The sequence below is a fragment of the Paenibacillus sp. genome (assembly GCF_035645195.1).
Taxonomy (GTDB): domain Bacteria; phylum Bacillota; class Bacilli; order Paenibacillales; family YIM-B00363; genus Paenibacillus_AE.
The window spans coordinates 71,808-96,398 of record NZ_DASQNA010000046.1; the positions used below are offsets into that span (position 1 = coordinate 71,808).

The 24,591-nt window shown below is 60.6% G+C and carries 26 protein-coding genes; 6 read left to right on the forward strand and 20 right to left on the reverse strand.

Annotated elements, in window-relative coordinates:
- Nucleotides 1–35 precede the first annotated feature (35 nt).
- The 9 genes from bshC to VE009_RS25685 form a co-directional block, all read right to left on the reverse strand.
- On the reverse strand, nt 36–1,694 hold the full coding sequence (gene bshC / locus VE009_RS25645) for a bacillithiol biosynthesis cysteine-adding enzyme BshC (RefSeq protein ID WP_325012735.1): 1,659 nt from the start codon (nt 1,692–1,694) through the stop codon (nt 36–38).
- A gap of 133 nt (nt 1,695–1,827) precedes the next feature.
- A complete protein-coding gene (locus VE009_RS25650) occupies nt 1,828–2,784 on the reverse strand; it encodes a dipeptide ABC transporter ATP-binding protein (protein ID WP_325012737.1) in 957 nt (318 codons plus the stop codon).
- Nucleotides 2,781–3,797, reverse strand: a complete 1,017-nt coding sequence (locus VE009_RS25655) for an ABC transporter ATP-binding protein (protein WP_325012739.1) — start codon at nt 3,795–3,797, stop codon at nt 2,781–2,783. The genes VE009_RS25650 and VE009_RS25655 overlap by 4 nt, the downstream gene beginning before the upstream one ends.
- Before the next feature lie 12 nt (nt 3,798–3,809).
- Nucleotides 3,810–4,763 (reverse strand): ABC transporter permease, encoded by a 954-nt coding sequence (locus VE009_RS25660; protein WP_325012741.1) that lies wholly within the window; start codon nt 4,761–4,763, stop codon nt 3,810–3,812.
- Nucleotides 4,763–5,692 (reverse strand): ABC transporter permease, encoded by a 930-nt coding sequence (locus tag VE009_RS25665; protein WP_325012743.1) that lies wholly within the window; start codon nt 5,690–5,692, stop codon nt 4,763–4,765. Before VE009_RS25665 ends, VE009_RS25660 begins: the two co-directional genes overlap by 1 nt.
- A 189-nt stretch (nt 5,693–5,881) precedes the next feature.
- On the reverse strand, nt 5,882–7,618 hold the full coding sequence (locus tag VE009_RS25670; protein ID WP_325012744.1) for a peptide ABC transporter substrate-binding protein: 1,737 nt from the start codon (nt 7,616–7,618) through the stop codon (nt 5,882–5,884).
- A gap of 318 nt (nt 7,619–7,936) precedes the next feature.
- Nucleotides 7,937–8,197 (reverse strand): late competence development ComFB family protein, encoded by a 261-nt coding sequence (locus VE009_RS25675; RefSeq protein ID WP_325012745.1) that lies wholly within the window; start codon nt 8,195–8,197, stop codon nt 7,937–7,939.
- A gap of 13 nt (nt 8,198–8,210) precedes the next feature.
- Entirely contained in the window at nt 8,211–8,621 is a 411-nt protein-coding gene (locus VE009_RS25680; protein ID WP_325012746.1) for a DUF3397 domain-containing protein, read from the reverse strand.
- 138 nt (nt 8,622–8,759) lie between these two features.
- Entirely contained in the window at nt 8,760–9,410 is a 651-nt protein-coding gene (locus tag VE009_RS25685; RefSeq protein WP_325012747.1) for an RsfA family transcriptional regulator, read from the reverse strand.
- Nucleotides 9,411–9,660: 250 nt separating this feature from the next.
- Here VE009_RS25685 and VE009_RS25690 point away from each other — a divergent pair, with 250 nt between their 5' ends.
- Nucleotides 9,661–9,891, forward strand: coding sequence for a DUF2626 domain-containing protein (locus tag VE009_RS25690; RefSeq protein WP_325012748.1), 231 nt, complete (start codon nt 9,661–9,663; stop codon nt 9,889–9,891).
- A gap of 58 nt (nt 9,892–9,949) precedes the next feature.
- Here the strand turns inward: VE009_RS25690 and VE009_RS25695 are convergent, their stop codons facing one another.
- Nucleotides 9,950–11,107, reverse strand: a complete 1,158-nt coding sequence (locus VE009_RS25695; protein WP_325012749.1) for a class I SAM-dependent methyltransferase — start codon at nt 11,105–11,107, stop codon at nt 9,950–9,952.
- Between the two features lie 114 nt (nt 11,108–11,221).
- Between VE009_RS25695 and VE009_RS25700 the strand changes: the two genes are divergently transcribed.
- Together VE009_RS25700 and VE009_RS25705 are read left to right on the forward strand one after the other, a co-directional pair.
- Nucleotides 11,222–12,199 (forward strand): hypothetical protein, encoded by a 978-nt coding sequence (locus VE009_RS25700; RefSeq protein ID WP_325012750.1) that lies wholly within the window; start codon nt 11,222–11,224, stop codon nt 12,197–12,199.
- 101 nt (nt 12,200–12,300) lie between these two features.
- Complete coding sequence (locus tag VE009_RS25705; protein WP_325012751.1) at nt 12,301–13,461, forward strand: hypothetical protein; 1,161 nt, start codon at nt 12,301–12,303, stop codon at nt 13,459–13,461.
- 20 nt (nt 13,462–13,481) lie between these two features.
- Here VE009_RS25705 and VE009_RS25710 read toward each other — a convergent pair whose 3' ends face one another.
- The gene (locus VE009_RS25710) at nt 13,482–14,852 is read right to left on the reverse strand and encodes a hypothetical protein (RefSeq protein ID WP_325012752.1); all 1,371 of its coding nucleotides are present in this window, start codon (nt 14,850–14,852) and stop codon (nt 13,482–13,484) included.
- A gap of 128 nt (nt 14,853–14,980) precedes the next feature.
- Between VE009_RS25710 and VE009_RS25715 the strand changes: the two genes are divergently transcribed.
- The gene (locus VE009_RS25715; protein ID WP_325012753.1) at nt 14,981–15,466 is read left to right on the forward strand and encodes a hypothetical protein; all 486 of its coding nucleotides are present in this window, start codon (nt 14,981–14,983) and stop codon (nt 15,464–15,466) included.
- A 7-nt stretch (nt 15,467–15,473) separates the two neighbouring features.
- On the opposite strand, the gene VE009_RS25720 is transcribed toward VE009_RS25715, so the two are convergent.
- The gene (locus VE009_RS25720) at nt 15,474–16,805 is read right to left on the reverse strand and encodes a PhoH family protein (RefSeq protein WP_325012754.1); all 1,332 of its coding nucleotides are present in this window, start codon (nt 16,803–16,805) and stop codon (nt 15,474–15,476) included.
- 107 nt (nt 16,806–16,912) lie between these two features.
- Here VE009_RS25720 and VE009_RS25725 point away from each other — a divergent pair, with 107 nt between their 5' ends.
- Nucleotides 16,913–17,572 carry a YhcN/YlaJ family sporulation lipoprotein gene (locus tag VE009_RS25725; RefSeq protein ID WP_325012755.1) on the forward strand — a complete coding sequence of 220 codons (660 nt, stop codon included), beginning with the start codon at nt 16,913–16,915 and terminating at the stop codon, nt 17,570–17,572.
- Nucleotides 17,573–17,623: 51 nt separating this feature from the next.
- Here the strand turns inward: VE009_RS25725 and VE009_RS25730 are convergent, their stop codons facing one another.
- The 8 genes from VE009_RS25730 to VE009_RS25765 form a co-directional block, all read right to left on the reverse strand.
- Entirely contained in the window at nt 17,624–18,076 is a 453-nt protein-coding gene (locus tag VE009_RS25730) for a pyridoxamine 5'-phosphate oxidase family protein (protein ID WP_325012756.1), read from the reverse strand.
- Between the two features lie 93 nt (nt 18,077–18,169).
- Nucleotides 18,170–19,285, reverse strand: coding sequence for an LCP family protein (locus tag VE009_RS25735; RefSeq protein ID WP_325012757.1), 1,116 nt, complete (start codon nt 19,283–19,285; stop codon nt 18,170–18,172).
- An 18-nt stretch (nt 19,286–19,303) separates the two neighbouring features.
- Nucleotides 19,304–19,579 carry a hypothetical protein gene (locus VE009_RS25740; protein WP_325012758.1) on the reverse strand — a complete coding sequence of 92 codons (276 nt, stop codon included), beginning with the start codon at nt 19,577–19,579 and terminating at the stop codon, nt 19,304–19,306.
- Between the two features lie 5 nt (nt 19,580–19,584).
- Nucleotides 19,585–19,992, reverse strand: coding sequence for a hypothetical protein (locus tag VE009_RS25745; RefSeq protein WP_325012759.1), 408 nt, complete (start codon nt 19,990–19,992; stop codon nt 19,585–19,587).
- Nucleotides 19,992–20,300: a YlaH-like family protein gene (locus tag VE009_RS25750; protein WP_325012760.1), complete on the reverse strand. Its 309-nt coding sequence runs from the start codon at nt 20,298–20,300 to the stop codon at nt 19,992–19,994. Before VE009_RS25750 ends, VE009_RS25745 begins: the two co-directional genes overlap by 1 nt.
- The gene (typA, locus tag VE009_RS25755) at nt 20,297–22,132 is read right to left on the reverse strand and encodes a translational GTPase TypA (protein WP_325012761.1); all 1,836 of its coding nucleotides are present in this window, start codon (nt 22,130–22,132) and stop codon (nt 20,297–20,299) included. Before typA ends, VE009_RS25750 begins: the two co-directional genes overlap by 4 nt.
- A gap of 117 nt (nt 22,133–22,249) precedes the next feature.
- Complete coding sequence (locus VE009_RS25760) at nt 22,250–22,726, reverse strand: hypothetical protein (RefSeq protein WP_325012762.1); 477 nt, start codon at nt 22,724–22,726, stop codon at nt 22,250–22,252.
- A gap of 88 nt (nt 22,727–22,814) precedes the next feature.
- Entirely contained in the window at nt 22,815–23,477 is a 663-nt protein-coding gene (locus VE009_RS25765) for a TerC family protein (protein ID WP_325012763.1), read from the reverse strand.
- Nucleotides 23,478–23,797: 320 nt separating this feature from the next.
- Here VE009_RS25765 and VE009_RS25770 point away from each other — a divergent pair, with 320 nt between their 5' ends.
- Entirely contained in the window at nt 23,798–24,496 is a 699-nt protein-coding gene (locus tag VE009_RS25770) for a TerC family protein (protein ID WP_325012764.1), read from the forward strand.
- The last annotated feature ends 95 nt before the right edge of the window (nt 24,497–24,591 follow it).

The following is a 24,591-nucleotide window of genomic DNA, read 5'->3' on the forward strand; positions in this document are numbered from 1 at the left end:
CCGATTCACGTCTCCTTCGTTATCTTCTTACCTTATTATAAATAAATGATTTCATGCGGCCGATAGCCGGCCGAGAAATCGAGCTCGGCGCGTTCGATCAGTTCGTCCGTCCAAGCGAACCCGTATCGGTTGACGTACATAAAGACGTTAACGACGCGCTCCTGCGGCTTCCCCGCCGGCGCTACCGTCATCCGGATCCGCTCCCACTGACGGAGACCCGCCTCGTGCTGCTGCTTCATCGCGTCCGTCGTTTTCGCCTCGAAATAATCGATCTGCTCGATAATTTTCCCGAGGTTCGTCTCGCCCAGCTTGCGCAGCCCCGGATTAACGGCCGCGGCCGCGTCGACGAGCGGACGGTACAAATCGGCGAACGTCCCCTTCGCCTGCGCGAACCGCGCGGCGAGACCGGTCGCGTCCTGCGCGGCGAGCCAAGCGTCGCGGCGCTCGTCCAGACGCCGCCAAGCGTCGTCGAACGACAGGCCGAATTTATCCATCTGCTTCTGCACCGTGCCTTCCAGCAGCGTAAACTGCTGACGCGGCACGACGATCGGCGTGCGCTGCCCGAACAGATGGAACGCTTCCCGCAGCGTGCTCCAATACGCGATTTCGCTAGGCCCGAGCACGGTCGCGAGCACGGGGAACACGTACTCCTGCATCAGCGGACGGGTCAAGGCGTTGTTGCTGAAGGACGCCGCGTCGCGCTCGGCCAGCTGCAGCAGCTCGTCGACGGCAAGACGCACCGCGCCCTTCCGATCGACCGCAACGTCGCCGTCGCGGAACAGCAGCTTGCGCTCGCCGTCCGCGAACAGGAAGACGTTGAAGCCGTCTTCGGCCGACTCGGCCTGCAGCGGATACCCGCGCTCCGCGACGGCGCGTTCGCCTTCCTTCAGCGCGCGGGACAGCTCCGCCTGCTTCGACAACAGCTCGCGGAACATGGCGGACTCGGCCGCGCGCAGCCCGGGGTCGTCGGCGTCGATCAGTACGAGGCCGTGCTTACCGAACAGCAGCGACATCGTCTTCGCGAACGCGTCCGACAGCGACCGCGACTCCGCGGCGATGCCGCGCAGCGAATCGAGAATGCCGGGCTTAAATTCCGTATCCTGCAGCGCGCCGGCGAACGATGCGATCGCCTCCGCCCACGCTTCCGGCGTCGGCGTCGTGCGGCTGACCGCCGTGCGCTTGTCGGGCGACGGATGCGCGATCGACAGCTTCTGCAGCGCGAGCTGCGGCGTCACGGCGTATGTATGATTGGCCTCGTCCCAATCGTGGTCTTCCCCGGCGATCCAAAACACGGGCACGACGGGCCGGCCGAGCTGCCGCTCGGCGATGCGCGCCGTCTTCAGCACGGTGATCGCTTTGTACACGACCAGCATCGGTCCGGTGAAGAGGCCCGCCTGCTGGCCGCCGACGACGACGAGCGCCTCGGGATCGCGCAGCCGCTCGGCTTCGCGAATCGCCTCCGGCGCGTCGTTACGCGTGCGGTTGTAGCGGAGGACGGCCTCCGCGACCGCCTCTCGGTTCGCCGCGAGGCGGACGTCCCGCGAGCCGTCGAGCCACGACGCCCGCGCGGACCAGGCTCCGTCCGGGTCTGCATATGGATTCGCCGCGTCGAATCGGGAAGCGGGAGCGGCTCCCGCAGCGTAATCCGCGGCGATAGGATGCATCGGAATATGATCGTACGTTTCGAAACGCATCGTCGTTCTCCTTTACTCTCACAGTTCTATCATTGTACCCCTGCGAGCCGCCCACGTCAAAACGCAAACGAAAGGCCGCCCACGGAGGAACATCCCCTCCGGCGCGGCCTTTCGAAACCGGCAACCTGTAAGTTTATGCGTAGTGGCAGGCGACCCAGTGACCGGGTTTCATCTCCTCGAACGCCGGCGCTTCTTTCGCGCATTTCTCGGTCGCGGCCGGGCAGCGCGTACGGAAATGGCAGCCGCTCGGCGGATTGATCGGCGACGGGATATCGCCCTTCAGGACGATTCGCTCGCGCGTCGCTTCGACTTCCGGATCCGGGATCGGAATCGCGGACAACAGCGCCTTCGTGTACGGGTGCATCGGATTCGCGTACAGCTCCTCCGACGTCGTCAGCTCGACCATCTTGCCGAGGTACATGACCGCGACGCGATCGCTGATATGTTTGACCATCGCGAGGTCGTGCGCGATGAACAAATACGTCAGGCCGAACTGCTTCTGCAGCCGCATCATCAAATTGACCACCTGCGCCTGGATCGACACGTCGAGCGCCGAAATCGGCTCGTCCGCGACGATGAACTTCGGATCGACCGCAAGCGCGCGGGCGATGCCGATCCGCTGGCGCTGACCGCCCGAAAACTCGTGCGGGTACCGCGTCGCGTGATCCGGATTAAGGCCGACGAGGTCGAGCAGCTCCTCGACGCGCTTCTTCCGCTCGGCGCGGCTGCCGACGAGCTTATGCACGTCGAGCGCTTCGCCGATAATGTCGGTCACCGTCATCCGCGGGTTGAGCGACGCGTACGGGTCTTGGAAAATCATCTGCATGTTGCGGCGCAGCGCCTTCAGCTTCGAGCCGCGCAAATCGTAGATGTTCTGCCCCTCGAACTTCACTTGGCCGTTCGTCGGCTCGTACAGGCGCAAAATCGTGCGCCCCGCCGTCGACTTGCCGCAGCCGGATTCGCCGACGAGGCCGAGCGTTTCGCCCTTCCTCAGATGAAAGCTAATATCGTTGACGGCTTTGAGCGTATTGCCTCCGCCGACGTTAAAAAACTTCGTAAGGTTGTTTACTTCGAGCAAGTTCGCGCTCATTGCGCCCCCTCCTTCCCGGCGGCGACCTGCGCCTGCTCCGCCATCGGGTGAAGCAGCCAGCAAGCCGCTTTATGGCTCGGGCTGATCTCGGTCATGTCGACGTCGCGCGTTTTGCAAATTTCCATCGCTTCGTCGCAGCGCGCGCAGAACGCGCAGCCGGCCGGAGGCTTGATGAGGTCCGGCGGCGTGCCGATGATCGGGATGAGCTCCTCGTCCTTCCTCTGGTCAAGGCGCGGCACCGAGCGAAGCAGCCCTTTCGTATACGGGTGCTTCGGGTTTTTGAACACTTCCCACTTCGTGCCCGATTCCACGACCTTGCCCGCGTACATGACGATGACGCGGTCGCACATGTCGGCGACGACGCCGAGGTCGTGCGTGATGAGGATGATCGACGTGTTCAGCCGCGTCTGCAAATCCTTCATCAGCGACAAAATTTGCGCTTGGATCGTCACGTCGAGCGCCGTCGTCGGTTCGTCCGCGATCAGCAGCGCCGGGTTGCACGCGAGCGCGATCGCGATCATCGCCCGCTGCCGCATGCCGCCCGAAAATTCGTGCGGGTATTGCGAGAAGCGCGCTTCCGGGTTCGGAATGCCGACGAGCTTCAAAATTTCGATCGCGCGCGCCTTCGCCGCATCCTTCGTCATTTTTTGATGCTTGATGAGGCCTTCCGTAATTTGGCGGCCGATCGTCAGCGTCGGATTGAGCGACGTCATCGGGTCTTGGAAAATCATCCCGATGTCTTTGCCGCGGATCGCTTCCATCTCCTTCTCGCTCTTCTTCGTCAGGTCTTCGCCTTGGAAGAGGATCGAGCCGTTCTTAATGACGCCCGGAGGGTTCGGAATGAGCCGCATGATCGTTTGGGCGGTCACGCTCTTGCCGCAGCCCGACTCGCCGACGATCGCGACGGCTTCGCCCTTTTTCACGTCGAAGCTGACGCCGCGCACGGCTTGCACCTCGCCGCCGCGCACCTTAAACGACACTTGCAAATCTTTCACTTCCAAAATGGTTTCCATGTAACCCACCTCCTACTTTTTCATCTTCGGATCGAATGCGTCGCGCAGCCCGTCGCCCATAACGTTAAAGGCAAGCATCGTCAGCGAGATGAAGAACGCCGGGAACAGGAAACGCCACGGATAGATTTGCATGACCGCGAGCGAGTCGTTGATCATCGTGCCCCAAGAGGCGTGCGGCACTTGAACGCCGAGACCCAAGTAGCTGAGGAACGCTTCCGCGAAAATCGCGGACGGAATCGTCAGCGTCAGCGTCACGATGATCGGGCCCATCGCGTTCGGAATCAAATGGCGGAACATAATGCGCCACATGCCGGCGCCGAGCGATCTCGAAGCGAGCACATACTCCTGATTTTTCAACTGTATGATTTGACCGCGCACGATCCACGCCATGCTGATCCAACCGGTGATGGACAGCGCGATAATGATCGACCATAAGCTCGGCTCGAACACGACGACGAGCAAAATCGCGATCAACAGGTTCGGAATCGCGTATAAAATTTCGGCGGTCTTGTTCATGATTTCGTCCACGCGGCCGCCGACATACCCCATGATGCTGCCGTAGACGACGCCGATGACGAGGTCGATCAAAGCGGCGTACACGCCGACTTGCAGCGATACCTTCGCGCCTTCCCACGTCCGAGCGAACATATCGCGGCCGAAATCGTCCGTACCGAACCAATGCGCATTCCAGCTCGTCATGTTCGGCGGCTCGTTCGTCGCGAACAAATCGTTGACCGTCGGATCCCAGGGCACGATCATCGGACCGAAAATCGCGGCGACCACCATGAAAATAATGATATAAAAACAAATCATCGAAAACGTGTTTTTACGGAATCGATACCAAATATCGGCCCAGGCGGACAAACTTTCGCGCTCGATCTTTTCCGCCTTCGCCTCGTCCTTCGAAATTTTCCGGAACAGCTCCGGCTTGATATCTTCAGCAGGCTTTAATTGCGTCATCGCCATTAACCTCCTTTGCCGCCGGTCAGCTTAATGCGCGGGTCTACAAGTACATAGGCGACATCGGTCAAAAACCGGCAAACCGTCAAAATGACGCCGTAAAACAACGTCAATCCCATGATTAAGGTATAGTCGCGATTGTTGATGCTGTTAACAAAATGCTCGCCGAGTCCCGCGATGCCGAATACGCGCTCGATGACGATCGAGCCCGTGATGACATTGGCGGTCAGCGGACCGACGTAGGTCACGACCGGCAGCAGCGCGTTCCGGAGCGCATGGCGCACCGTTACGACAAAGCTCGACAAGCCTTTCGCCTTCGCCGTCCGGATGTAATCGGAGTTGAGCACTTCGAGCATCGTGGAACGCGTCAGCCGCGCGATGAACGCGACGGACAAGGCGCTGAGCGCGATCGTCGGAAGCACGTAATGAAGCGGCGAATCAAGACGGGTGACCGGGAACCAGCCCAGCTCCGCGGCGAAGTAATACTGGAGAACGGGCGCCAACACGAAGCTCGGAACCGAAACGCCGAGCACGGCGACGACCATCGTGAAATTGTCCAAAAATTTGCGGTGGTACAAAGCCGCGATAACGCCCAGTCCTACGCCGAAGAAAACGGAAGCGAAGATCGACACGATACCGATCTGCGCCGATAAATAGAAAGAATCGTTGATAATCGTAGTGACCGAACGGAATTGATATTTCATGGAAATCCCTAGGTCGCCCGACAGCAGCCTTCCCATATAAGCGAAATATTGCTCGTACAACGGTCGGTCCAGGCCGTAATGGGCCATGATGCGCTCTTGAATCGCCTTAGGCGTTTTCTCAGAAAGAAACGGGTTGCCCGGAATGACTTTCATGAGGACGAACGTCGCGGTGGCTAATACATAGAGCGAGGCCAGGCTGTAAATAAGCTTTTGAAATAAAAAGCGTGCCATGCGGATGCACCTCTTCCTCGTCCATCGGAATACAACATATTGTAAACGGTAGCGACAAAGCCTTCCATTTTAAAATGTTGCCAACTCTACCGGGGTGGTCGCAATTCAGATTCGTTCTTGCAACACAGAAAAAGGGGCATATATAGGGACCTATATATACCCCGTTCTCCGTAACGCTTTACTTCTAACTTAGTGCTGCTCGATCCAGCCGCGAGTGTAATCCATGTTGCCGGAATAGTCGATAACGACGTCCTTCACGTACGGTTTGTTCATCCAGATCCGCGTGTAGTAGTACAGCGGAGCCAGAGCCATGTTGTCACCGATAAGGATTTTCTCGGCCTTGGCCATCAATTCCATGCGCTTCGCGTTGTCTTGCGTTGCGTACGCGTCTTTCACGAGTTGATCGTACTCGGCGTTCTTGAAGCCGAGGTCGTTATTGCCGGACGTCGACGTGAACATGTCGATGAACGTCATCGGGTCGTTGTAGTCCGCGCCCCAGCCTGCGCGCGCGACGTCGTAGTTGAGCGCCGTGCGGTTCTGGAGGAAGATCGCCCATTCTTGCTCTTCGATTTTGACGTTGACGCCGAAAGCGGATTTCCACATGTCGGCGATTGCCGTCGCGATACGCTTGTGGCCTTCGCTCGTGTTATGCGCGATCGTGAAGCCTTGCGCCGGATCCCAGCCCGCTTCCGCGATGCCTTCCGCCCACAGCTTCTTCGCTTCTTCCAAATTCTCTTGGAAGTATTGCTTGTCGTCGACTTCCTTGCGGAACTCGTCGTTGAGACCTTTGATCCCCGTCGAAACGAAGCCGTAAGCCGGCTGTTGGTTGCCGAGCGTAACTTTGTCGATCAAGAGCTGGCGGTTGATCGCCATCGACAGCGCTTTGCGGACCTTCACGTTATCGAACGGTTTTTTCGTGTTGTTGAAGTTGTAGTAGTACGTGGATGCGATGCCCTGGATGATCAGGTTCGCTTCCGGATTGTTCTTCAGCACCGGAATTTGCTCCGTCGGAATTTCGCCGTTCGGACCGCCCGTCCAATCGAGCTCGCCCGTGTTGTACAGGTTGAGTTCCGTTTGGGACTCGGCGATCATCGCCATGTGAACTTCCGTGAAGTTGATTTGATCTTTGTTATGGTAGCTGTCGTTCTTCACGAGCTTAATGGAATCGTTATGCTTCCACTCTGCCAGCGTGAACGGACCGTTGCCTACGAAGCTAGCGGCTTCCGTCGCCCATGCCGGGTTGCCTTCGACCGTCGCCTTGTGTACCGGATAGTACGTGAAGAACGACGTGAGGCTGAGGAAGTAAGGCGTCGGGTTCGCGAGCTTCACTTCGAGCGTGTAGTCGTCGAGCGCTTTGACGCCGACTTGGTCGGCCGTGACGCCGCTGTCCGGCGTATTGTACTCGGCAGCGTTCTCGAGGTAATACAATTGGTAAGCGTAAGGCGCCGGCGGATCGAGGTTCGGATCCAGCGTACGCTTCCAAGAATATTCGAAATCATGCGCCGTGACCGGGTCGCCGTTGCTCCACTTCGCGTCTTGGCGAAGCTTGAACGTCCACGTCTTGCCGTCTTCGGACGTTTCGATAGACTCCGCAACGGCCGGCTCGGCTTCGCCGGCTGCGTTCATGCGCGTAAGGCCTTCGTAAAGACCGACCATAACCGTGAAAGAAGTTTGGTCCTGCGCTTGCGCCGGATCCAAGGACGGCGGTTCCGCCGAGATGTTCATCCGGAATACTTGAGTATCCGCTTTCCCTCCGGCTGCCGGCTCCTTCGCCGCATCCGTGTTGCCTTCCGTGTTGGTGCTTTCGCTCGCAGGCGGCGTCGTCGTTTCGCCCTGAGAGCCGGTTCCGCATGCCGCAAGCACTGTTCCCATCATAAGCACGATGGCGAACAACGCGAGCAGATTGCGTTTGATCCCCTTCGACATTAGGCTGTTCCTCCTCAAAAAAATATAGTAGGTTTGTCACCTGCAACATAATATACAACCACCGGTCAAAAAGGTCAATAAGGTTTTTTCCATTTTTGTTAAGTCAATTAACATCGACATAACACAAATCTTACATCGGTCTTCGCGGCTTCCTGAACCGCCCCTCCCTCCGCCGTTCGTTTCATTTAACCGTAGTTTAAATAAAACCGGGCGAAAAGGCAAGCAAACGCTTTCAAATTTTACAAATAAAAAATCGACCGCGCTACGGTCGATTCCGTTTCTTCTAATTAATGACGAATGGATGGCGGCGACGGCGGTTTATCTCGGCGAAGCTTTCACGATGTTATAAGCTTCGATGAGCTCCCGGTACACGTCGCTTTCCAACTGGGCTCTGACCTGCGATTTGACGATCGTCTCGCCTTTCGCCGTCGTCGTGTACCGCGGCGGCAGCCGGTTCAGCGCGAACGCCAGCATGTCGTCCAGCTGCGTCGGTTCGAGTTCGGCCATTTCCGGACGGGCGGCGATCATATCCTTCAGCACTTTCCCTACGATGTCTTCCATCAAATTATGTACCGGCACTTCAGTCCCTCGCTTAGAACAAATTTTGCGTGATTCCGATCGCCGTCAGGAGCACGTAGGCCGCCGACAGCCCTAAAAACCCGAGCCGCCAGATCGCGCGGGCCGTCTTGCGGAAATCGACTTTGCCTTTGGTCCGCTGCTGCAAATTGCCGATCAAGCCGAAACCGAGCAGAAACAGCAGAAGGAGCAGGTAAAACCCGAACGTGGATTGGAAGACTTGGTTGTACAAGGCGGCGACGACGCCGATCAGCAGCAAGGTCGTCACGTCCATCGCCCGTTTCGTGGCAAGCTTCTTCTCTTTCTTCAGAAAGTAGACGATCAGCCAGACCACGGCGAAGGGGATGACCGGCACGATCGCCATTACGGCGTACAACCAGACGAAAAAATCCGCGACAGAGGCGGCGGCTTTCCCGATCCACGACAAGGCGTCCACCCGCTTTCCGTTCGCGCCGGAGATAAAGTCTCCGGCGGACGAGCATATGTCACATTATACCATGACGCCCGTCTACGCAAAAGATCCCCGGCCATATTCCTTCGTCAGGCGAGGGATCGTCGCTTCAGCCTATTCGATTCGCTCCAGGTTGCCGTTCGCATCCATCTTAAACCGCGCTTTCGGTTCCTCCTCGTCCTCGACGAGGAACGCCATCTTGCGGGCCCGATCCATGATTTGTATCAAAGCTTTGTAATCGTCGTTCACCGACCGATAATCGCTCTGCACGTGGTTGACCTCGCCCTCGAGTCTCTCAACCTCTTCCTTCAGCCTGGAAATCTCCTCGTCCTTCTCGCGCAGCTCCTTCTCCAATTGCCGGATGTGGCGATTGAGCTCGGTCTGCGTGTTTTTCCACTGCCGCAAGTACCGGATGATGCTGTCGAACGAAATCGCCTCTTCCGTGCCTCCCTCGAAACGCGCGCTCGCTTCGCCGTCCGCCGCCGAAACGGTCGCGACGCGCTCGCCGTCCTCCGCCTGCTGCTGCGATTTCCGAGAGTTCCGTTTTTGCCGCTGCGCCTTCGCGATTTGGATGGCCGCGTCGTATTTTTTGCGCACGCACGAGTTCCAGCGGAAGCCGCATGCCGCCGCCGTGCGGCCGATTCGCTCGCCGACCTCCTCGAACGCGTTCAGCTGCGTGCTGCCTTCCCGAATATGCCGAAGCGTCACCTCCGCAAGCATGAGATCGTCTTCCGGACTCCAAGCGTCTTGTCGAACTGCCGACATGATCTGTAAACCTCCTAACCAGTGTTTCGGGTATAGATGCACAATTTATCTCTATGCCCATAGTAGAGTTCATAGAATCTATTTCATACTAAAATGTATGTCCAAAATGGTTTCGGAACATACGTCGCCCCCCCGGAGTGGAAAAGTTTCCGTTTTCGTCACCGGTTCCGCCGTTTACATGACCGACGCAAACGGATATAATGTCGAATAGATGAATTTTTACGACTGCAATGCAGAGAGGGGGAGCGTCATGCCGCGCATGTTTCGTGTTCTCGGCTTCTGGACCCTCGTCATCGGACTGATGGCGTTAGCGGGAGATATGTACACGATGGCTTTGCTGTTCTTTTTCCAAACAGCCGCTTTCGTCATATTGGGTTACATGAATTTGTCCGAACGTGCTTACATACTCCTGTTTTGGGGGTATATGATCCTTTCGTTTACAGGGTTCACGTATTGGTCATTCTTCCAGATGGACATTTAGTCAGCCGCTCCCGCGGCGAAGAAAAGGGCGAATCGCGTCGATGCGATTCGCCCTTTTTTTAGTCCGACGCGCCGTTCATTTCGCGCGCCGCGCCCTTCTCCATCGTCAGCACTTTGAACAGTTCGCTCATCCCGTCGCTGAGCAGCAGCTGCCGGATCGCGCGGTTTTCCCTCGCCGCCGGGGAGAACGGGTCCCTCCCGTCGTGGCTGCGCAGCCGCTGCAAAATACCGTTGTCCACGAGGAACTGCTTCTGCGTCCGGATCGCGACGTGCTGAAATCCGGCCTCCTCCGCCGCCATCGCGACCCATTCGAAGTTGACGTGCGCGGTGAGATCCTGCTCGCCCGGCGCGAGGAACGGGTCGTCCGAGGCCGTATGCTTTCGGTAAGCGGCGAGCGTGCCGTTCATCCGGTGCGGCCCGAACAGCTCCTCGGAGACGTCGCCGTAATCGGCGAACAGGGCGAACCCTCGGACGAGCCTCGCCCCGAGGCCGGCGATCCAATCGAGCGCCGCGAGTCCGACCTCGATGCGCTGCCCTTCTTCCGCCGCGTTCGGACCGTGCGCGCTCAGCCACGCGGCGAGCCGTTCCGCGCTCAGCTCTCCTTCCGCAGCGACGAGCGTTCCCGCGCGGGGGCCGCGCTCCACGTACAGCTCCCGCCACGCGCCGCCGCGCCGTACGACGCGGTGCACGGGGAACGCGTCGAGCAGCTCGTTCGCGAACAGCAGCGTCGGCGCCGTCTTCGGCAGCCGCTCGGCCGCCTCGTCGTCGGGCGGCACGACGCCGGCGATCCGCTTCGCGTGGGCGGCTAGCCGCCACCGCTGCAGCTCGCGGTGGTACGGGCTTCCCTCCACCGCGAGGAAGACGGCTCTCCGGTACGTGTCCGGATACATATCGCGCAGCTCGTCCAGCACGGCCTCCGCCAGCCTGCCGTCCCCGCCGCCCCATTCGCAGACGACGATCTCCTCCTCCGGCGGGGCTATTTTACGGGCCGCTGCATGCAGCTGCGCGGCGACGCACGCGCCCATCGCGCGCCCGACATGCGCGCTCGTATAGAAGTCGCCTTCTTTTCCGAGCTTCGGTACGCTCTTTTGATAATATCCGCCTTCCGGGTGGTATAAACATAATTCCATATACGCAGCGAACGTCATTCGGCCGCCGCCTTCCCGCAGCCGTTCCTCGATCGCCCGATGCAACGGCCGCGCTGTCGTTTCCGCCAAACGTCCCGCCTCGCTTTCCCGAATTTCCCGGCTCTTCCGGCTTGTCCCGTTACAGACAAAAGCCGACGCCCTCTGTATAATAATACTAAGCTTTTAAGGAGGAGTCACACGTTCATGACTCGATTGAATTGGTTCAGACAGCGCGCGCCGTTGCGCGCCGCGCTTGCGGCGCTGCTGGCCGCGGCGTTCGCCGCGGGCTGCGAAGAAACGCAGAGCCCTGACGACTCGGCGGAAGCCGAGGCGCGGAAGGCGCGGATCGCGGCGGCTTACGAACGGAACGACTCGCTCGATCATTATCGATTCGAAGGCAGCTTCGCGTTCGCTGCGGCGCCGGACGCGGCCGCCGCGGGCATCGTGCCGACGCTGGCGGACGGTCTCTCCTGGTCCGGCGTCTATTATCGGAACCCGCTGCGGCTCGAGGCGGACATCCGCCCGGGCGGCGACGCGGACGAGACGGCCGCCGGCGACGCGGCGCGGGAGACGATTCCGCTGCTCGTCCGAGACGGCACGTTGTTCATCAGCATACCGGCGATCAATCGGCCGGACGAATATTTGAGCGTTCGCCTCGAGGAGGCGAACGGCGGCGCTGCGGCGGGCGTCGCCTCGCTGGTGCAAGCGGCCGGCGCCGTCGACGCGCTGGCGGAGCGCATCTTCGACGAGCTCGATCCGCGGTGGATCGCGCCCGCAGAGCCGGCCGGCGCCGCGGGCGGCGAGCGGTTCGTCGCGGCGGTGACGGCCGACAACGCCGACGCGATGACGGCCGCGGTGCAAGCCGGCTTCGCCGCCTGGGCGCGGTCGCTGCCGGCCGAGCTCGGGGCGCCCGCGCTGCCGGAGGGCGCCGGCATCCGCCTCGCCGAAGGCGGCGCGCTTTCGTTCGCGCTCGGCGCGGACGGCACCGTCGCCGAGCAGCTGATCGAGCTCGCGTTCGTGTCCGGCGAGGACGCCGCCGAGGCGGGAACGCTGCGTTACGAGCTTCGCCTTAGCGAGGCGAACGGCTCGCCCGCGCTGACGAAGGAGGCACCGGCGGCGACGGTGCCGCTCGAGCACGTGCTCGCGTTCTTGAAAGCGGGATCCGGCGGCGCCGAGCCGTAAAGCGCCGGCCGAGCCGGCCGAGGCGACGTTGTTGTCATGCGGACGCCGCGAACGTTATAGGGATAAAGAGACAGTATTTTAGGACGGGCGGTGGAGCGGATATGCGCAAATGGTTCGGGGGCTGCCTCGCGGCGTCGTTGGCGTTCATGAGCGTCGCCGGGTTCGGCATCGAGCGGGGCTTCGCCGCGGAAACAGCCGTTCCGGCGGCCGGGAACGCGGCATCGGCGGAAGCTGCGGCCGAGCCGACGGAAGCCGTCACGGACGACGCATCGTCGCTCGTGCAGCAGGGCCTCACCATACACGAACTGGACAAGGAATTGGCGCGGCTGAAAGCCGAAGAAGCGGACGTGAACTCCGATATCGGCGAGAAGCGCGGCGAAATCGAGCGGCAGAAAACGACGCTCGATGCGCGCACGGCCGCGGCGGGCCGCGTGCTGAGAGCGTATTATATGGGGCAGCGCGACCGATTGTGGCTGCTCCTGTTCGAGATGAAATCGTTGAACGAGGCGCTCGTCGCGATCGATTATTTGCAAGCGATCGTCACGAACGATTTCAAGACGCTCCGGGAATACCGGGCGGCGTATGTAGCGCAGCAGGAGCGGCTCGCGGAACTGACCGCGCAGCAGGAGCGGCTGCGGCTCGTGATCGCGGAACATGAGAAGCAGCGCGTGCGGCTCGTGGAAGCGCAGACCGAGCTGGATCGCCGGCTGGCCGAGCTGACGGAGCAGGAGCGCGAGATCCAGCTGGGCGCGATCGCGGCCGTTACGGAGCAGTGGGAGAAAGAGGGCCTGCCGCTGTTCGAGGACGTCCTGTCGGCCCTAAGCACGACGATGCGGGATTTGCCCGAGCTGCTGGAAGATCCGTCCTTAATGTCCGTCAAGGACGGCGTGATGGAAATTCGCATTCCGGATACGAAGTTCAACGCTTTCTTGAAGGAACGGAACGAGCTGTTCGAGCATTTCGAATTCGCGTTCGGACCGGAAGGCATGACCGTCGCCGGCGGCCTGAACGGGCATAGCGCGGAGCTGCTGGGCGCGTACACGCTCGAGCACGAACCTGTCAACTCGCTTCGGTTCACCATTTCGAGCCTGACGTACAACGGCTACGAGCTTCCCGACACGACGAAGGACGCGCTGCAAAACAAATACGACCTCGCTTTCGAGCCGGGCCGGCTCCTCTCCGGACTCACCGTGTCCGATCTCGCCAACGAAGATGGCCTCATGCGCGTCAAGCTGAGCTTCTCCCTCGCTTCAGGGTTTTAAGGCATGCAAGGGTTGCATCTCTAATATCCTGCCGCCGGAAGCTCTTCCGGCAGCGCCCCGTAAGGCGTGTACGCATTATCGATTCTGCGCATGATCGTCCCGAGCCGCAGCCCGTCCGCGCCGTCCTCGGCGAGCGCGCCGAGCGCATAGGCGGACGCCGCGCCGGACGCCGAGCCGAGCACCGCCGGCGCGCCGCCGAGCGCGGATGCCGGCAGCCCATAATACGAGCGGTAGACGGGCCATCCGCCGGCGTTCGACGTTTCTAGGAGGCCGTGTCCTTCCAGCGTCGCATCCTCCATCAGATACCGAATCCACTCGGCCGCTTCCGCCGGATGCTGCGACGACGCGGACACCGCGAAGCTGCGCCCCGCGAACGGCGGCAGCGCGCCCGACGCCTCCGGCGCCGCTACGAACGGCGCGACGGCCAGCTCGCCCCGGCCGCCGTTCGCTTCCGCCGCTTCGCTCAGCCGGACAAGCGCCCAAGCCGCGTCGCCGCGCAGCACCGCTTCCACCGGTCCGGCGGCCGGCTCGGACGACTCAGCGACGCCTGCCCTCGCATCCCCCTCGGCTTGCGCTTCCTCCGCGGCGTCTTCGCCGGAGTCCGTCGATTCGCTCGCTTCGGCCGCGACGCCAGCCGAAGCGAGGGGCGCGCCTCCTTCTTCCGCCGACGCCTCGCCTGCCGCCTCCTCGGCCGACCCAGACGCTGGTGCCGGTCCGTCCGACGACTTCTCCGCGGCCTCCGCCTCCCCGCCGCCGCTCCAATCGCGCAGCAGCGCGGTCCCGTACGCGTCGGAGACGGCGGCTTGCGTCGAACCGGCGGCGGCCACCCATTCCTCCGCCGTCGCCGGCGTCTTCTTGGCGAGCGGGGAATCGGCGCGCACCGCGAACACATACGGATCCCAATCGAACGGAACCGCCCACAAATACCCGTTCCACCGGACGGCCCCCCGCACCGTTTCGAACCATTGCGATTGGCGCTCCGCCGCCACGTAATCGTCCAGCGCCTGCAGCCGCCCGGCGGCCGCCTCGAGGCGCACACGCTCCGTCGGCAGCAGCAGCACATCCGGCGCCGAGCCCGTTTCGACCCCCGCCTCGTACATCGCGTTCATCTCGCCCGGCTCTACGTTCCGCAACGCTACCGCCACGTTCGGCCGCGCGGCCGCGTACCGATCCGTCGCCCGCCGCAGCGCCTCGAACGAACGCGCATCCATCGACACGACCGCGCTCAGCGCGACGCGCGGCTCCGCCGCTTCGTCCGGCGCCCCGAACACGGGGGCGGCTCGCTCTCCGCTATGCAGCGGCGGCCGGTCGCCGCCGATATCGCTCATGCCGAGCAGCATGAACAGCGTCATGCCGACGGCGGTCATCAAGATCACGAACCATTTGCGCATGGATGCCGTTCCCCTCCCGCTACTACGCCCATCTTACCAAATCCCGAACGTCCCGTGGATTTCATTTGTGTTACAACGACGGCTCCAGTACAATTATTTGTTATGACGAATGTACGGAGGAACGCGCCATGCGGAAGTTCGGATTGCTAATGGAGTTGCCCGAGGGCAAGCGGGCCGGTTTTTACGCCCAAATCGTGAAGGCGCTCGCCGAAGCGGCGAACGTCGCGGATCGCGACAAGGAATTGATCGTGGTGGACAGCGAGGAAGAGCGCGGCCGCGTCGCCGCGGTGCTTGAGAAATATCGTGTCGCCTGGGAGCCGCTGGAGCTGATCTCGCTGCCGGAAGGAACCGAGCTTGACGAGGCCGCCGAAGACGTCGGGTTCGTCGGCAGATCGGGGGGCGCCTACCTGTACGCGGATCGCGTCGCGAGGTTTCGACTGCCGCGCATGCAACCGGCGGGAGCGGACATCGCCCCCGCCATGCTGCAGCTGGAAGAATTCATTCGGTTCGCCTATGACGACGGCGGACAGCGCGTTTACTGCGCGGAACCGCATCTTCGCGAGGCGGTGGAAGGCGTCGCGAAGCGGTACGGCGCCGCCGTCGAATTCCTCTAACGCATGATTACAGCAAATCCGCGGCGAGCTGGGCGAGGTGCGAACGCTCGCCCTTCTCGAGCGTGATGTGGCCCGACAACGGCTCGGCCTTGAACCGCTCGACGACATGCGTCAAGCCGTTGCTCGAAGCATCCAAATACGGGTGGTCGATTTGCTCCGGGTCGCCCATCAGCACGATTTTGCTGCCTTCGCCGACGCGCGATACGATCGTCTTCACCTCGTGGCGAGACAAGTTTTGCGCTTCGTCGATGATGATGAACTGGCCCGGGATGGACCTGCCTCGAATATACGTCAACGCCTCGACTTGAATGCTCGTGAGGCCCGCCAAAATCTTATCGATGTCTCCGCTTTTCTTCGTATCGAACAAATACTCGAGGTTGTCGTACACCGGCTGCATCCACGGACGCAGCTTCTCTTCCTTCTCCCCCGGCAAATATCCGATGTCTTTCCCCATCGGCACGACGGGACGCGCGATCAAGAGCTTCTTGTACTTTCGCTCGTCTTCCACCTTCATGAGCCCCGCCGCCAGCGCGAGCAGCGTCTTGCCGGTCCCGGCTTTGCCCGTCAGCGTAACGAGCGGCACGTCGTCGTTCAGCAGCAGTTCCATCGCCATTCGCTGCTGCGCGTTCCGGGCCGTAATGCCCCACACCGGGTCGTTGCTCAAAAACAGCGGCTCGAGCTTCTTGCCGTCGGCGTTCACCTTCAGCAGCGCCGATTTCGACGAACCGAGCTCATCTTTTAAAATCACGAACGAGTGCGGAAGCAGCGACGCGTACGTCGACACCGCCGATACCGGCAAAAACCGGTACGAATAAAACTCGTCGATGACCGACGGATGCACCTTGATCGTCAGGTATCCGGTATACAGGTCGTTCAATCCGACCGTTCTATCGTTTAAATAATCCTCCGCCGTCAGCCCCAGCACGTCGGCTTTGATGCGAACGAGCACGTCTTTGCTGACGATGACGACCGGCTTCGGATTCGGCTTTTCTTGTTCTTCGTATAAATAGTTCAGCGCTACGGCGAGAATGCGATTGTCGACCGTCGATTCCCCGAACAACTCCTGCATGCGGGCGAAGCTGCGGTGGTTGAGTTCGACTTTCAGCGTCCCCCCGCCCTCCAGCGGAATGGAATCGTGCAGGCGGCCTTTGTCGCGCAAGCTGTCGAGCAGCCGCGAGACGTACCTGGCATTGCGGCCGATCTCGTCCGCGTTCCGCTTTTTCGAATCGATCTCCTCCAGCACGATCGCAGGAATGATGACGTCGTTGTCTTCGAAAGCGTACAGCGCGTTCGGATCGTGAAGCAGAACATTCGTGTCCAGCACGTAAATTTTCTTCATCGCAATTCCCTCCATAGCAGTCGGTTGGCGGTTCGGGAGATACATAGTCGAGGCGAAAAAGGAGAACCCTAACAGTACACTCATTTTCCCGAAAGGACGGAACCGAGATGCGCAGACAACAACTTGGATGGTTCGGCGCGCTGCTGCTGCTGGCAAGCGCGGCCGCCGGTTGCGCCGGCGGAAACCAGGCGGGCCCGGAAGCGAAACAGCAAGGTAACGGCACGCATGAAATTCGGGTCGAGCAAACCGCGCCCGCGACGGACAAAGAGCGAACCCGCGCGACCGAAGCCCGGCTCGAGCAATTGGCCGAAAGCATTCCCGAAGTCAAACATGCGAATTGCGTCATTATGGGCAATACGGCCATCGTCGGCATCGACGTCGACGGCCGGGTGGAACGATCTCGCGTCGGTACGATCAAGTACGCCGTCGCGGAAACGCTGCGCCAAGATCCGGTAGGCATCAACGCGATCGTCACCGCCGATATGGATCTCAATCACCGCCTTCAAGAAATCCGGCAAGATATGAATAACGGACGCGCGATGCAAGGCCTTGCGGAGGAATTGGCCGACATCGTCGGACGCATCGTGCCGCAGCTTCCAAGGGACACGGAGGACAACAACGCCGAAGCCGTCCCCGAGGACCCGAACGCGAAAACGCAGGAGCAAGGCGCGAACAACGCGCAAGCTCAGCAGAACGGCACCGCGCCGTCGAACGCCGGCGAACCGAAGGACAACCGGAGCTTCCCGGCCAACCCGGCCAACCGTTGAATGCCGTCGAAAAAACGCGGATAAGCGCACAGAAAGCCTAGTCGCATGCGACTAGGCTTTCTTCATGGCGGCGAAAACCTGGTTGTCCAGCTTCTCGGCCGCGCGCTTGTCATATGTTTTTTCGTATTCGGGCTCGGCGGAAATCCGCGCGCCGTAGAACATGGCATCGCGCACCGACTCGACAACGATGTCGATGCATACGAGCTTGAACGGCACGTCTTCGAGCGGATCTTTGACGATGCTCGCCGCGCCGTACACCGCGTGCACGCTGCCTTCCGCGAACATCGTTACGTTGACGCGCGGGTTCGCGCGAACGTTCGACACGATACGAGAGCGTCCGTCCACGGCGAAGCGAATCGTCCGCTCGTCGGGAGCGTACACCCACGAGATCGCGCTCGTGACCGGGCCGCCGTTCTCCGCGTCGATCGTGCTCAAGAGGACCAGCTTTTCTTTCTCCAACTGCGTGATCAATTCTGAGGATAAAACCGTAACGACTTCCGACATGTGTCCAATAGCCTCCCAGCGATAACATATGCGCCGTCCGCACCTTCATTATAGCACAAGCGGCCGGTTTCGCGACAGCGGACAAACGCGCGCTTACTGCGCCGCGGCTTCCGCGTCTCCCGCCTCCGCCGCTCCCTCCGACTCCGCCGCTGCAGGCGGTCCGTCCGGAAGCAGCTGGTTTTGAAGATGCAGCGACGCTTCCTCCACTTCATCGGGCGCGAGGCGCACATAATGGCCGTCCCAGTCGCCTTCCAAGTGGATGTAGTCTATTTTATCGCCGTCGATGCCGATATATGTTTGAATCATCTTTTCAATTTGTTGCGAAGGAATATTCGTCTTGACATGGCTCGACACCGCGTCGAACACGCTGCCGACTTTCAACAATCCTTGCGGCGTCTTCATCTTCTCCAGCAGCTTCGAGATGACCTGCTGCTGGCGCGCGTTCCGCTCGAAGTCGTTGGACGCTTTCGTCTTCGGGCTGCAGTTCATCGACATGCGGTAGCGGACGAAATCGAGCGCCTGCTTACCGTCGAGGTCCTGCAAACCGGCCTTCAGATTAATGTACGTGCCGTCCGCGTTGTCGCGGTGGCACATGTTCTGATCGACGTCGATCGTGAGTCCCCCGTACGCGTCTACGACGTCCACGAACGTCTGGAAATCGACGACGGTCACGTAATCGATCGGCACGTCCAAGTAGTCGCTGTACAAGTTTTTAATCTTGTCCATCGCGTACTTCTCCCGTTCGGTCCGATCCTTCGGCGCTTCCGACAAATTGCCGTACAAATACGTGGAATAAAAGCTGTTGGCCTTGTTCGGCTTCAGCCCTTCCGGATCGATGTACGAATCGCGCGGAATCGAGACGAGCGTCGCCGTTTTGCTTTTCGGATTGAGCGTCGCCACCATAATGACGTCGGTGTTGGCGCTGCGGAGCTCCTCCCGGTAGTCGATGCCGAGCAGCAGGAGCGAAATCGGACTGACGTCCGCCGTTTTCTCCGGAGCGACAACCTCCTCGGTCCCGAGATCGATCACGAGTTCCTTCGCTTGGTAATACAAGTACACACCATAGCCGATCATGCCGACCAGCGCGATCACCATAAGAATTATAACGCCTTTGAAAATGCTGAGTCCCCGCGCCTTCGGCTTCGTCGGGGCTCCGCCGCGCACCGCCTTCGCGCCGCGGGGCGGCAGTGAGGAATTCGGATCGGTCATCGTTTTCACCTGAATGAATTATTCGTTGTATTTGGGGTTGGCGTTGATGTCTGCGAGCAGCTGCTCGGCCGCTTCCCGATCGTACAGCTGCGTTTTGCGTTTGCCGTCTTTCGTGTACGCGACATGCACCATCGTATCGTCGACGGTTTGAATCTCGAACGATTCGAGCCCGTGATCCTCCGTCAAGATTTGTTCGAAAAACGCGACGGTGTCCTCCGCCGCGCGGTCGCCGGGCCGGCCTGCCGCGACGAGTTTGATTTGCAGCCAGTTGAACAATGCGTCATCGAGGCGCATGCTTTTCACTCCTCCTTGATCAGCATCGCCCGCAGTCCGGACGACCACCATGCGCGCAGCGCGTCCGCGTGCGGCGCGTGCGGCGCGAGCTTCTCCGCAAGCCGCAGCGCCTCGTCGGGCGCTAGCAGCCGCTCGGCGAACGCGACGGCGCAGGATGACGCGGCCAGCGGCCCGGTCAGCACGACCGCGCCGCCTTCATCGAGCCGCAGCTCCGCAACATCCGCGCCGGTTCCGCACGCCTCCCCGTCCTCGCCGAGCAGCAGCGCGAGCTTAAAGCTCGGCAGAAGGCGCGGATGCGCTTCGGCGGAGAGCCGGCGAAGCGCATCCCCTTCCTCCGGGGACAGGGCGATCCGCGGCGACGCAAGCGTCAGCGGCTCCGTCGCGGAGACCGGCGTCAGCCAGTACGTTTTCATTACGCTTCCCCGTTCGCCCGGCCCTCCGCGTCGCGCTGCGCCTTCCGCTTCGCCCGTCCTTCGACGAAATAGCGAACGCGGACGAGCAGCATCAGACCGACGGCGACCGAGAGGCTGAGGATAATCGGAAGCCCGAACATTTGGAAGATAAGCAGGATGAACGAGCCGACGCCGATCAGGAGATAAATGATCGCATCCTTGAGCAGCGGCAGTTTGCGCACCCGAAACACCTTATTGTACACATACGTCACGAGCGCATAGATCAATGCGTACGTGATCCAAACATGTTCGAAAAACCATTCGTTCATGCGTTGACCATCTTCTTGTTTTTCTCCGCCCGTTCGCGTTCGCTCTTATTCAAAAGCTTCTTCCGCAGGCGGACCGATTTCGGCGTAATTTCGCAATACTCGTCGTCGTTCAAATACTCCAGCGCTTGCTCGAGGCTCATGATGCGCGGCGTCTTCAGCTTAACGGTATCGTCCTTCGACGCGGAGCGCACGTTCGACAGCGCCTTCTCCTTGCAAATGTTCACGATGATGTCGTTGTCGCGGTTATGCTCGCCGACGATCATGCCCTCGTACACCTCCGTGCCCGGCGTGAGGAACAGAATGCCGCGGTCTTCGACGGACATCATGCCGTAGAACGTCGACGTGCCGGTTTCGCTTGCAACGAGCACCCCTTGGTGTCGTCCGCCGACGCCGGCGCCTGCGTACGGGCCATACGAGTCGAACGCGTGGTTCATGATGCCGTAGCCGCGCGTCAACGTCAGGAAGTCCGTACGGTAGCCGATGAGGCCGCGGGACGGAATGAGGAACTCGATCCGGACGTTGCCGCTGCCGTTGTTGACCATGTTGACCATTTCCGCTTTGCGCGTGCCGAGGCTCTCCATGACGGCGCCCATGCTTTCTTCCGGCACGTCGATGAGCAGGCGCTCGATCGGCTCCATCTTCTGGCCGTCGATTTCTTTCACGATAACTTCAGGCTTGGAGACCTGCAGCTCGTAGCCTTCGCGGCGCATGTTCTCGATCAGGATGCCGAGGTGCAGTTCGCCGCGGCCGCTGACGACGAACGCATCCGGGCTGTCCGTATCTTCGACGCGCAGCGCGACATCCGTCTCCAGCTCTTTGTACAGACGCTCGCGCAGCTTCCGGGACGTGACCCATTTGCCTTCCCGGCCGGCGAACGGCGAATTGTTGACGAGGAACGTCATCTGCAGCGTCGGCTCGTCGATCGTAAGGAACGGCAGCGCTTCAGGGTTATTCGGGTCGGCGATCGTTTCGCCGATGTTTACTTCTTTAATGCCGGCGATCGCGACGATGTCGCCCGCGCCCGCTTCTTCGATCTCGATGCGCTTGAGGCCTTGGAAGCCGAACAGCTTCTCGATGCGCGCTTGACGCGCTTTGCCTTCGCCGTCGAGGACGGCGACCGTTTGGCCTGCGCGAACCGTGCCGCGGTTGACGCGGCCTACCGCGATGCGGCCCAAATATTCGTTGTAGTCGAGCAGCGTTACCTGGAACTGCAGCGGGAGCTCCGTGCTCTCCTGCGGCGCAGGGATCGACTTCAGGATCGTTTCGAACATCGGCTGCATCGTAGGCTCTTGCGCTTCCGGCTCGAGGCCGGACGTGCCGTTAAGCGCCGAAGCGTAAACGACCGGGAATTCGAGCTGGTCGTCGTCGGCGCCGAGCTCGATGAAGAGGTCGAGCACTTCGTCGATGACTTCCGCCGGACGAGCGTTCGGACGGTCGATTTTGTTGACGACGACGATCGGCGTCAGCCCTTGCTCGAGCGCTTTGCGCAGCACGAATTTCGTCTGCGGCATGCAGCCTTCGAACGCGTCGACGACGAGCAGAACGCCGTCGACCATTTTCATGATGCGCTCGACCTCGCCGCCGAAGTCGGCGTGTCCCGGCGTGTCGACGATGTTAATCAAATGGTCTTTGTACGTAACGCCCGTGTTTTTCGCGAGAATCGTAATGCCGCGCTCGCGCTCGAGGTCGTTCGAGTCCATGGCGCGCTCGACGACGGCTTCGTTCTCGCGGAACGTGCCGGCTTGCTGGAGCAATTTGTCGACGAGCGTCGTTTTGCCGTGGTCGACGTGGGCGATGATGGCGATGTTGCGGATTTTATCTCTAGCGATCATTTTGTGTATTCTCCACTCCAAATTGGATTTTTTTCATAAAATAAGCGTCGGAGACAGATCCGACGCTGGCTTTGGTCCTTTAAATTATACGCTTTTTGAGGCGAAAATGCAACATTTTTAGCGGAAATCCGGCCGCCTTGCCGCCAGAGCTACGCCCGCGACGACGAGCAGCAGCGCCACGACGAACGCGTTCACATACATGAGCAGCGTAATCAACAGCAAAAGCAGCGACACGGCGCCCGCGACGAGCGATACCGCGCGCATCGTCCCCAGCCGTTCGGCGGCGGCGAATTCGTACAGCCCTACCGCGATCGATAGCGGGAACAGCGGCCACAGCGCTTTCATCCACGTCCAGCCGAACCAGGCGCACAGCAGCAGCGCGATCGATCCGATCGAAAGAAGCGCCCCAGGCAAATAGACGACTGTCGGCAGCCTGCGGCTCCAAACGCCGAAATGGAGCGCGACGCCGGCGGCCAGCGGCAGCAGCGGCCACAGCCAAGCGGCCAGCGCCCCGAATACGCCCAGCTTCCCGAGCGCGATGAAGATGCCGGCGGCGACGATCGAAAGGCCCAGCGGCAGCGTGCGGTTGTTCATCGTTCGACCCACTCCCGTCTACACGTCCGCGCCAAAGTACGACGCGCTTTGCTATCAGTGTAGCGGAAAAGTGTCGAAAATTCCACACCTATGCGGCGCGCGCCGAGCGGTTCTTCTTCCACAGCCCCGCGCCGACGACGAGCGCCGCGGCGACGATCGGCACCGCCCAATGAACCGCGTGAGGGACGCCCGCGAGCCAGCGGCCGACGTTCGGGTCTTTCAGGAACATTTCGCCCGCCGTGTAACCGAGTATGCCCGCTCCGATATATACGAGCACCGGATATTGATGCAGCAGGCGCATGACGAACGTGCTTCCCCACACGATAAGCGGTATGCTGATCAATATGCCGACCGCGATCAGCAGCCAATTGCCGTCCGCGATCGCCGCGATCGCGAGCACGTTGTCGAGGCTCATTACGAAATCGGCGACGATGATCGTCCAGATCGCGCCGCCGAGCGTCGCCGCGCTTTTCACGTCGCCGTGCCCGTCGTCGTCGACGAGCAGCTTGACCGCGATATACAGAAGCAGCAGACTGCCCAGCAGCTGAATGAACGGAATTTGCAGCAGGATGACGGCGACGACCGTCAGCACGATGCGGAGCCCTACGGCGCCGAACGCCCCCCACCATACCGCTTTCTGCCGCTGGTGTTCCGGCAGCCGTTTGCTCGCCATCGCGATGACGACGGCGTTGTCCCCGCTCAGGACGATGTTGACCATTATGATTTTCAACAGCAATAAAAGACTCGCCACGCGCGTTCCTCCTCGTTCTCATCTCACTCGCGGCCTTGTCCGTTAACAGATACAAATCATTGTATGTGACAAGCTTTTTATTTATGTGCAAGAGCCGTACCCTTATCCCTTGACGATGATCCGTCCATGCCCTTATAATGAACACATTGGAAAAAGGGGAGTAGCTGTACAACAAAGTCGTCAATACGGAACGATCGTTCCCGGCTTTGTTGGCAACGCACGCCGTTGTTAGCAAGACCTTTGCCGCGCTTGTTTTTGGCGCAGGCTTTGGTCTTTTTTTATTTGCCTTTTTACAAAAACCAAAGGAGTTGGAAGAAAGCATGGACATCATGTCTCCGGAGTTTTGGGCCGCCCTGCTAACCATCATTTTTATCGATCTCATATTGGCGGGAGACAATGCCATCGTCATCGGGATGGCCGCCCGCAAGCTGGCGCCCGAGCAACAGAAAAAAGCGATCCTCTGGGGGACGTTCGGCGCGGTCGCGATCCGCGTCATCGCGACGGTGCTCGTCGTCGAGCTGTTGAAGATTCCCGGCCTGCAGTTGGTCGGCGGTTTGCTTCTCGTTTGGATTTCTTACAAGTTGCTCGTCAGCGACGAAGGGCATAAAGAAATCAAGGCGAAAGACAGTCTGTGGGCCGCGGTCCAAACGATCGTCATCGCCGACGCGGCGATGGGCATCGACAACGTCATCGCGGTGGCTGGCGCGGCGCACGGCGATTTCCTCCTCGTCGTCATCGGCTTGCTCATCTCGGTGCCGATCGTCGTCTGGGGCAGCACGCTGTTCATCAAGATCGTCAACAAGTTTCCGCCGATCGTATACATCGGTTCCGGCGTGCTCGCGTACACGGCTGCCAAGATGATTACGCACGAACCGTTCATTCACGGTTGGTTCGCGCATCCGGCCGTATACTGGTCGTTCCTCCTCCTCGTCGTCGCCGGCGTCCTTGCCGCGGGCAAACTGAGCAACGCGAAAGCGGCGGCGCGCTTGTCCGAGCAGCATCACTCCAGCGGTGCGTAAAAAGGCAATACGAAACTGGCCCCGATCCATCGGATCGGGGCTTTTCTTTGCCTGCAGCAGCCCCCGGAGCGCGCCGACAGCATAAAACATGTGCG

Excerpts from the sequence above, each read along its gene's own strand:
- bshC (WP_325012735.1), bottom strand. The coding sequence starts at position 1,694 with ATGCGTTTCGAAACGTACGATCATATTCCGATGCATCCTATCGCCGCG.
- VE009_RS25650 (WP_325012737.1), bottom strand. The coding sequence starts at position 2,784 with ATGAGCGCGAACTTGCTCGAAGTAAACAACCTTACGAAGTTTTTTAAC.
- VE009_RS25655 (WP_325012739.1), bottom strand. The coding sequence starts at position 3,797 with ATGGAAACCATTTTGGAAGTGAAAGATTTGCAAGTGTCGTTTAAGGTG.
- VE009_RS25660 (WP_325012741.1), bottom strand. The coding sequence starts at position 4,763 with ATGGCGATGACGCAATTAAAGCCTGCTGAAGATATCAAGCCGGAGCTG.
- VE009_RS25665 (WP_325012743.1), bottom strand. The coding sequence starts at position 5,692 with ATGGCACGCTTTTTATTTCAAAAGCTTATTTACAGCCTGGCCTCGCTC.
- VE009_RS25670 (WP_325012744.1), bottom strand. The coding sequence starts at position 7,618 with ATGTCGAAGGGGATCAAACGCAATCTGCTCGCGTTGTTCGCCATCGTG.
- VE009_RS25685 (WP_325012747.1), bottom strand. The coding sequence starts at position 9,410 with ATGTCGGCAGTTCGACAAGACGCTTGGAGTCCGGAAGACGATCTCATG.
- VE009_RS25690 (WP_325012748.1), top strand. The coding sequence starts at position 9,661 with ATGCCGCGCATGTTTCGTGTTCTCGGCTTCTGGACCCTCGTCATCGGA.
- VE009_RS25700 (WP_325012750.1), top strand. The coding sequence starts at position 11,222 with ATGACTCGATTGAATTGGTTCAGACAGCGCGCGCCGTTGCGCGCCGCG.
- VE009_RS25705 (WP_325012751.1), top strand. The coding sequence starts at position 12,301 with ATGCGCAAATGGTTCGGGGGCTGCCTCGCGGCGTCGTTGGCGTTCATG.
- VE009_RS25710 (WP_325012752.1), bottom strand. The coding sequence starts at position 14,852 with ATGCGCAAATGGTTCGTGATCTTGATGACCGCCGTCGGCATGACGCTG.
- VE009_RS25715 (WP_325012753.1), top strand. The coding sequence starts at position 14,981 with ATGCGGAAGTTCGGATTGCTAATGGAGTTGCCCGAGGGCAAGCGGGCC.
- VE009_RS25720 (WP_325012754.1), bottom strand. The coding sequence starts at position 16,805 with ATGAAGAAAATTTACGTGCTGGACACGAATGTTCTGCTTCACGATCCG.
- VE009_RS25725 (WP_325012755.1), top strand. The coding sequence starts at position 16,913 with ATGCGCAGACAACAACTTGGATGGTTCGGCGCGCTGCTGCTGCTGGCA.
- VE009_RS25730 (WP_325012756.1), bottom strand. The coding sequence starts at position 18,076 with ATGTCGGAAGTCGTTACGGTTTTATCCTCAGAATTGATCACGCAGTTG.
- VE009_RS25735 (WP_325012757.1), bottom strand. The coding sequence starts at position 19,285 with ATGACCGATCCGAATTCCTCACTGCCGCCCCGCGGCGCGAAGGCGGTG.
- VE009_RS25740 (WP_325012758.1), bottom strand. The coding sequence starts at position 19,579 with ATGCGCCTCGATGACGCATTGTTCAACTGGCTGCAAATCAAACTCGTC.
- VE009_RS25745 (WP_325012759.1), bottom strand. The coding sequence starts at position 19,992 with ATGAAAACGTACTGGCTGACGCCGGTCTCCGCGACGGAGCCGCTGACG.
- VE009_RS25750 (WP_325012760.1), bottom strand. The coding sequence starts at position 20,300 with ATGAACGAATGGTTTTTCGAACATGTTTGGATCACGTACGCATTGATC.
- typA (WP_325012761.1), bottom strand. The coding sequence starts at position 22,132 with ATGATCGCTAGAGATAAAATCCGCAACATCGCCATCATCGCCCACGTC.
- VE009_RS25760 (WP_325012762.1), bottom strand. The coding sequence starts at position 22,726 with ATGAACAACCGCACGCTGCCGCTGGGCCTTTCGATCGTCGCCGCCGGC.
- VE009_RS25770 (WP_325012764.1), top strand. The coding sequence starts at position 23,798 with ATGGACATCATGTCTCCGGAGTTTTGGGCCGCCCTGCTAACCATCATT.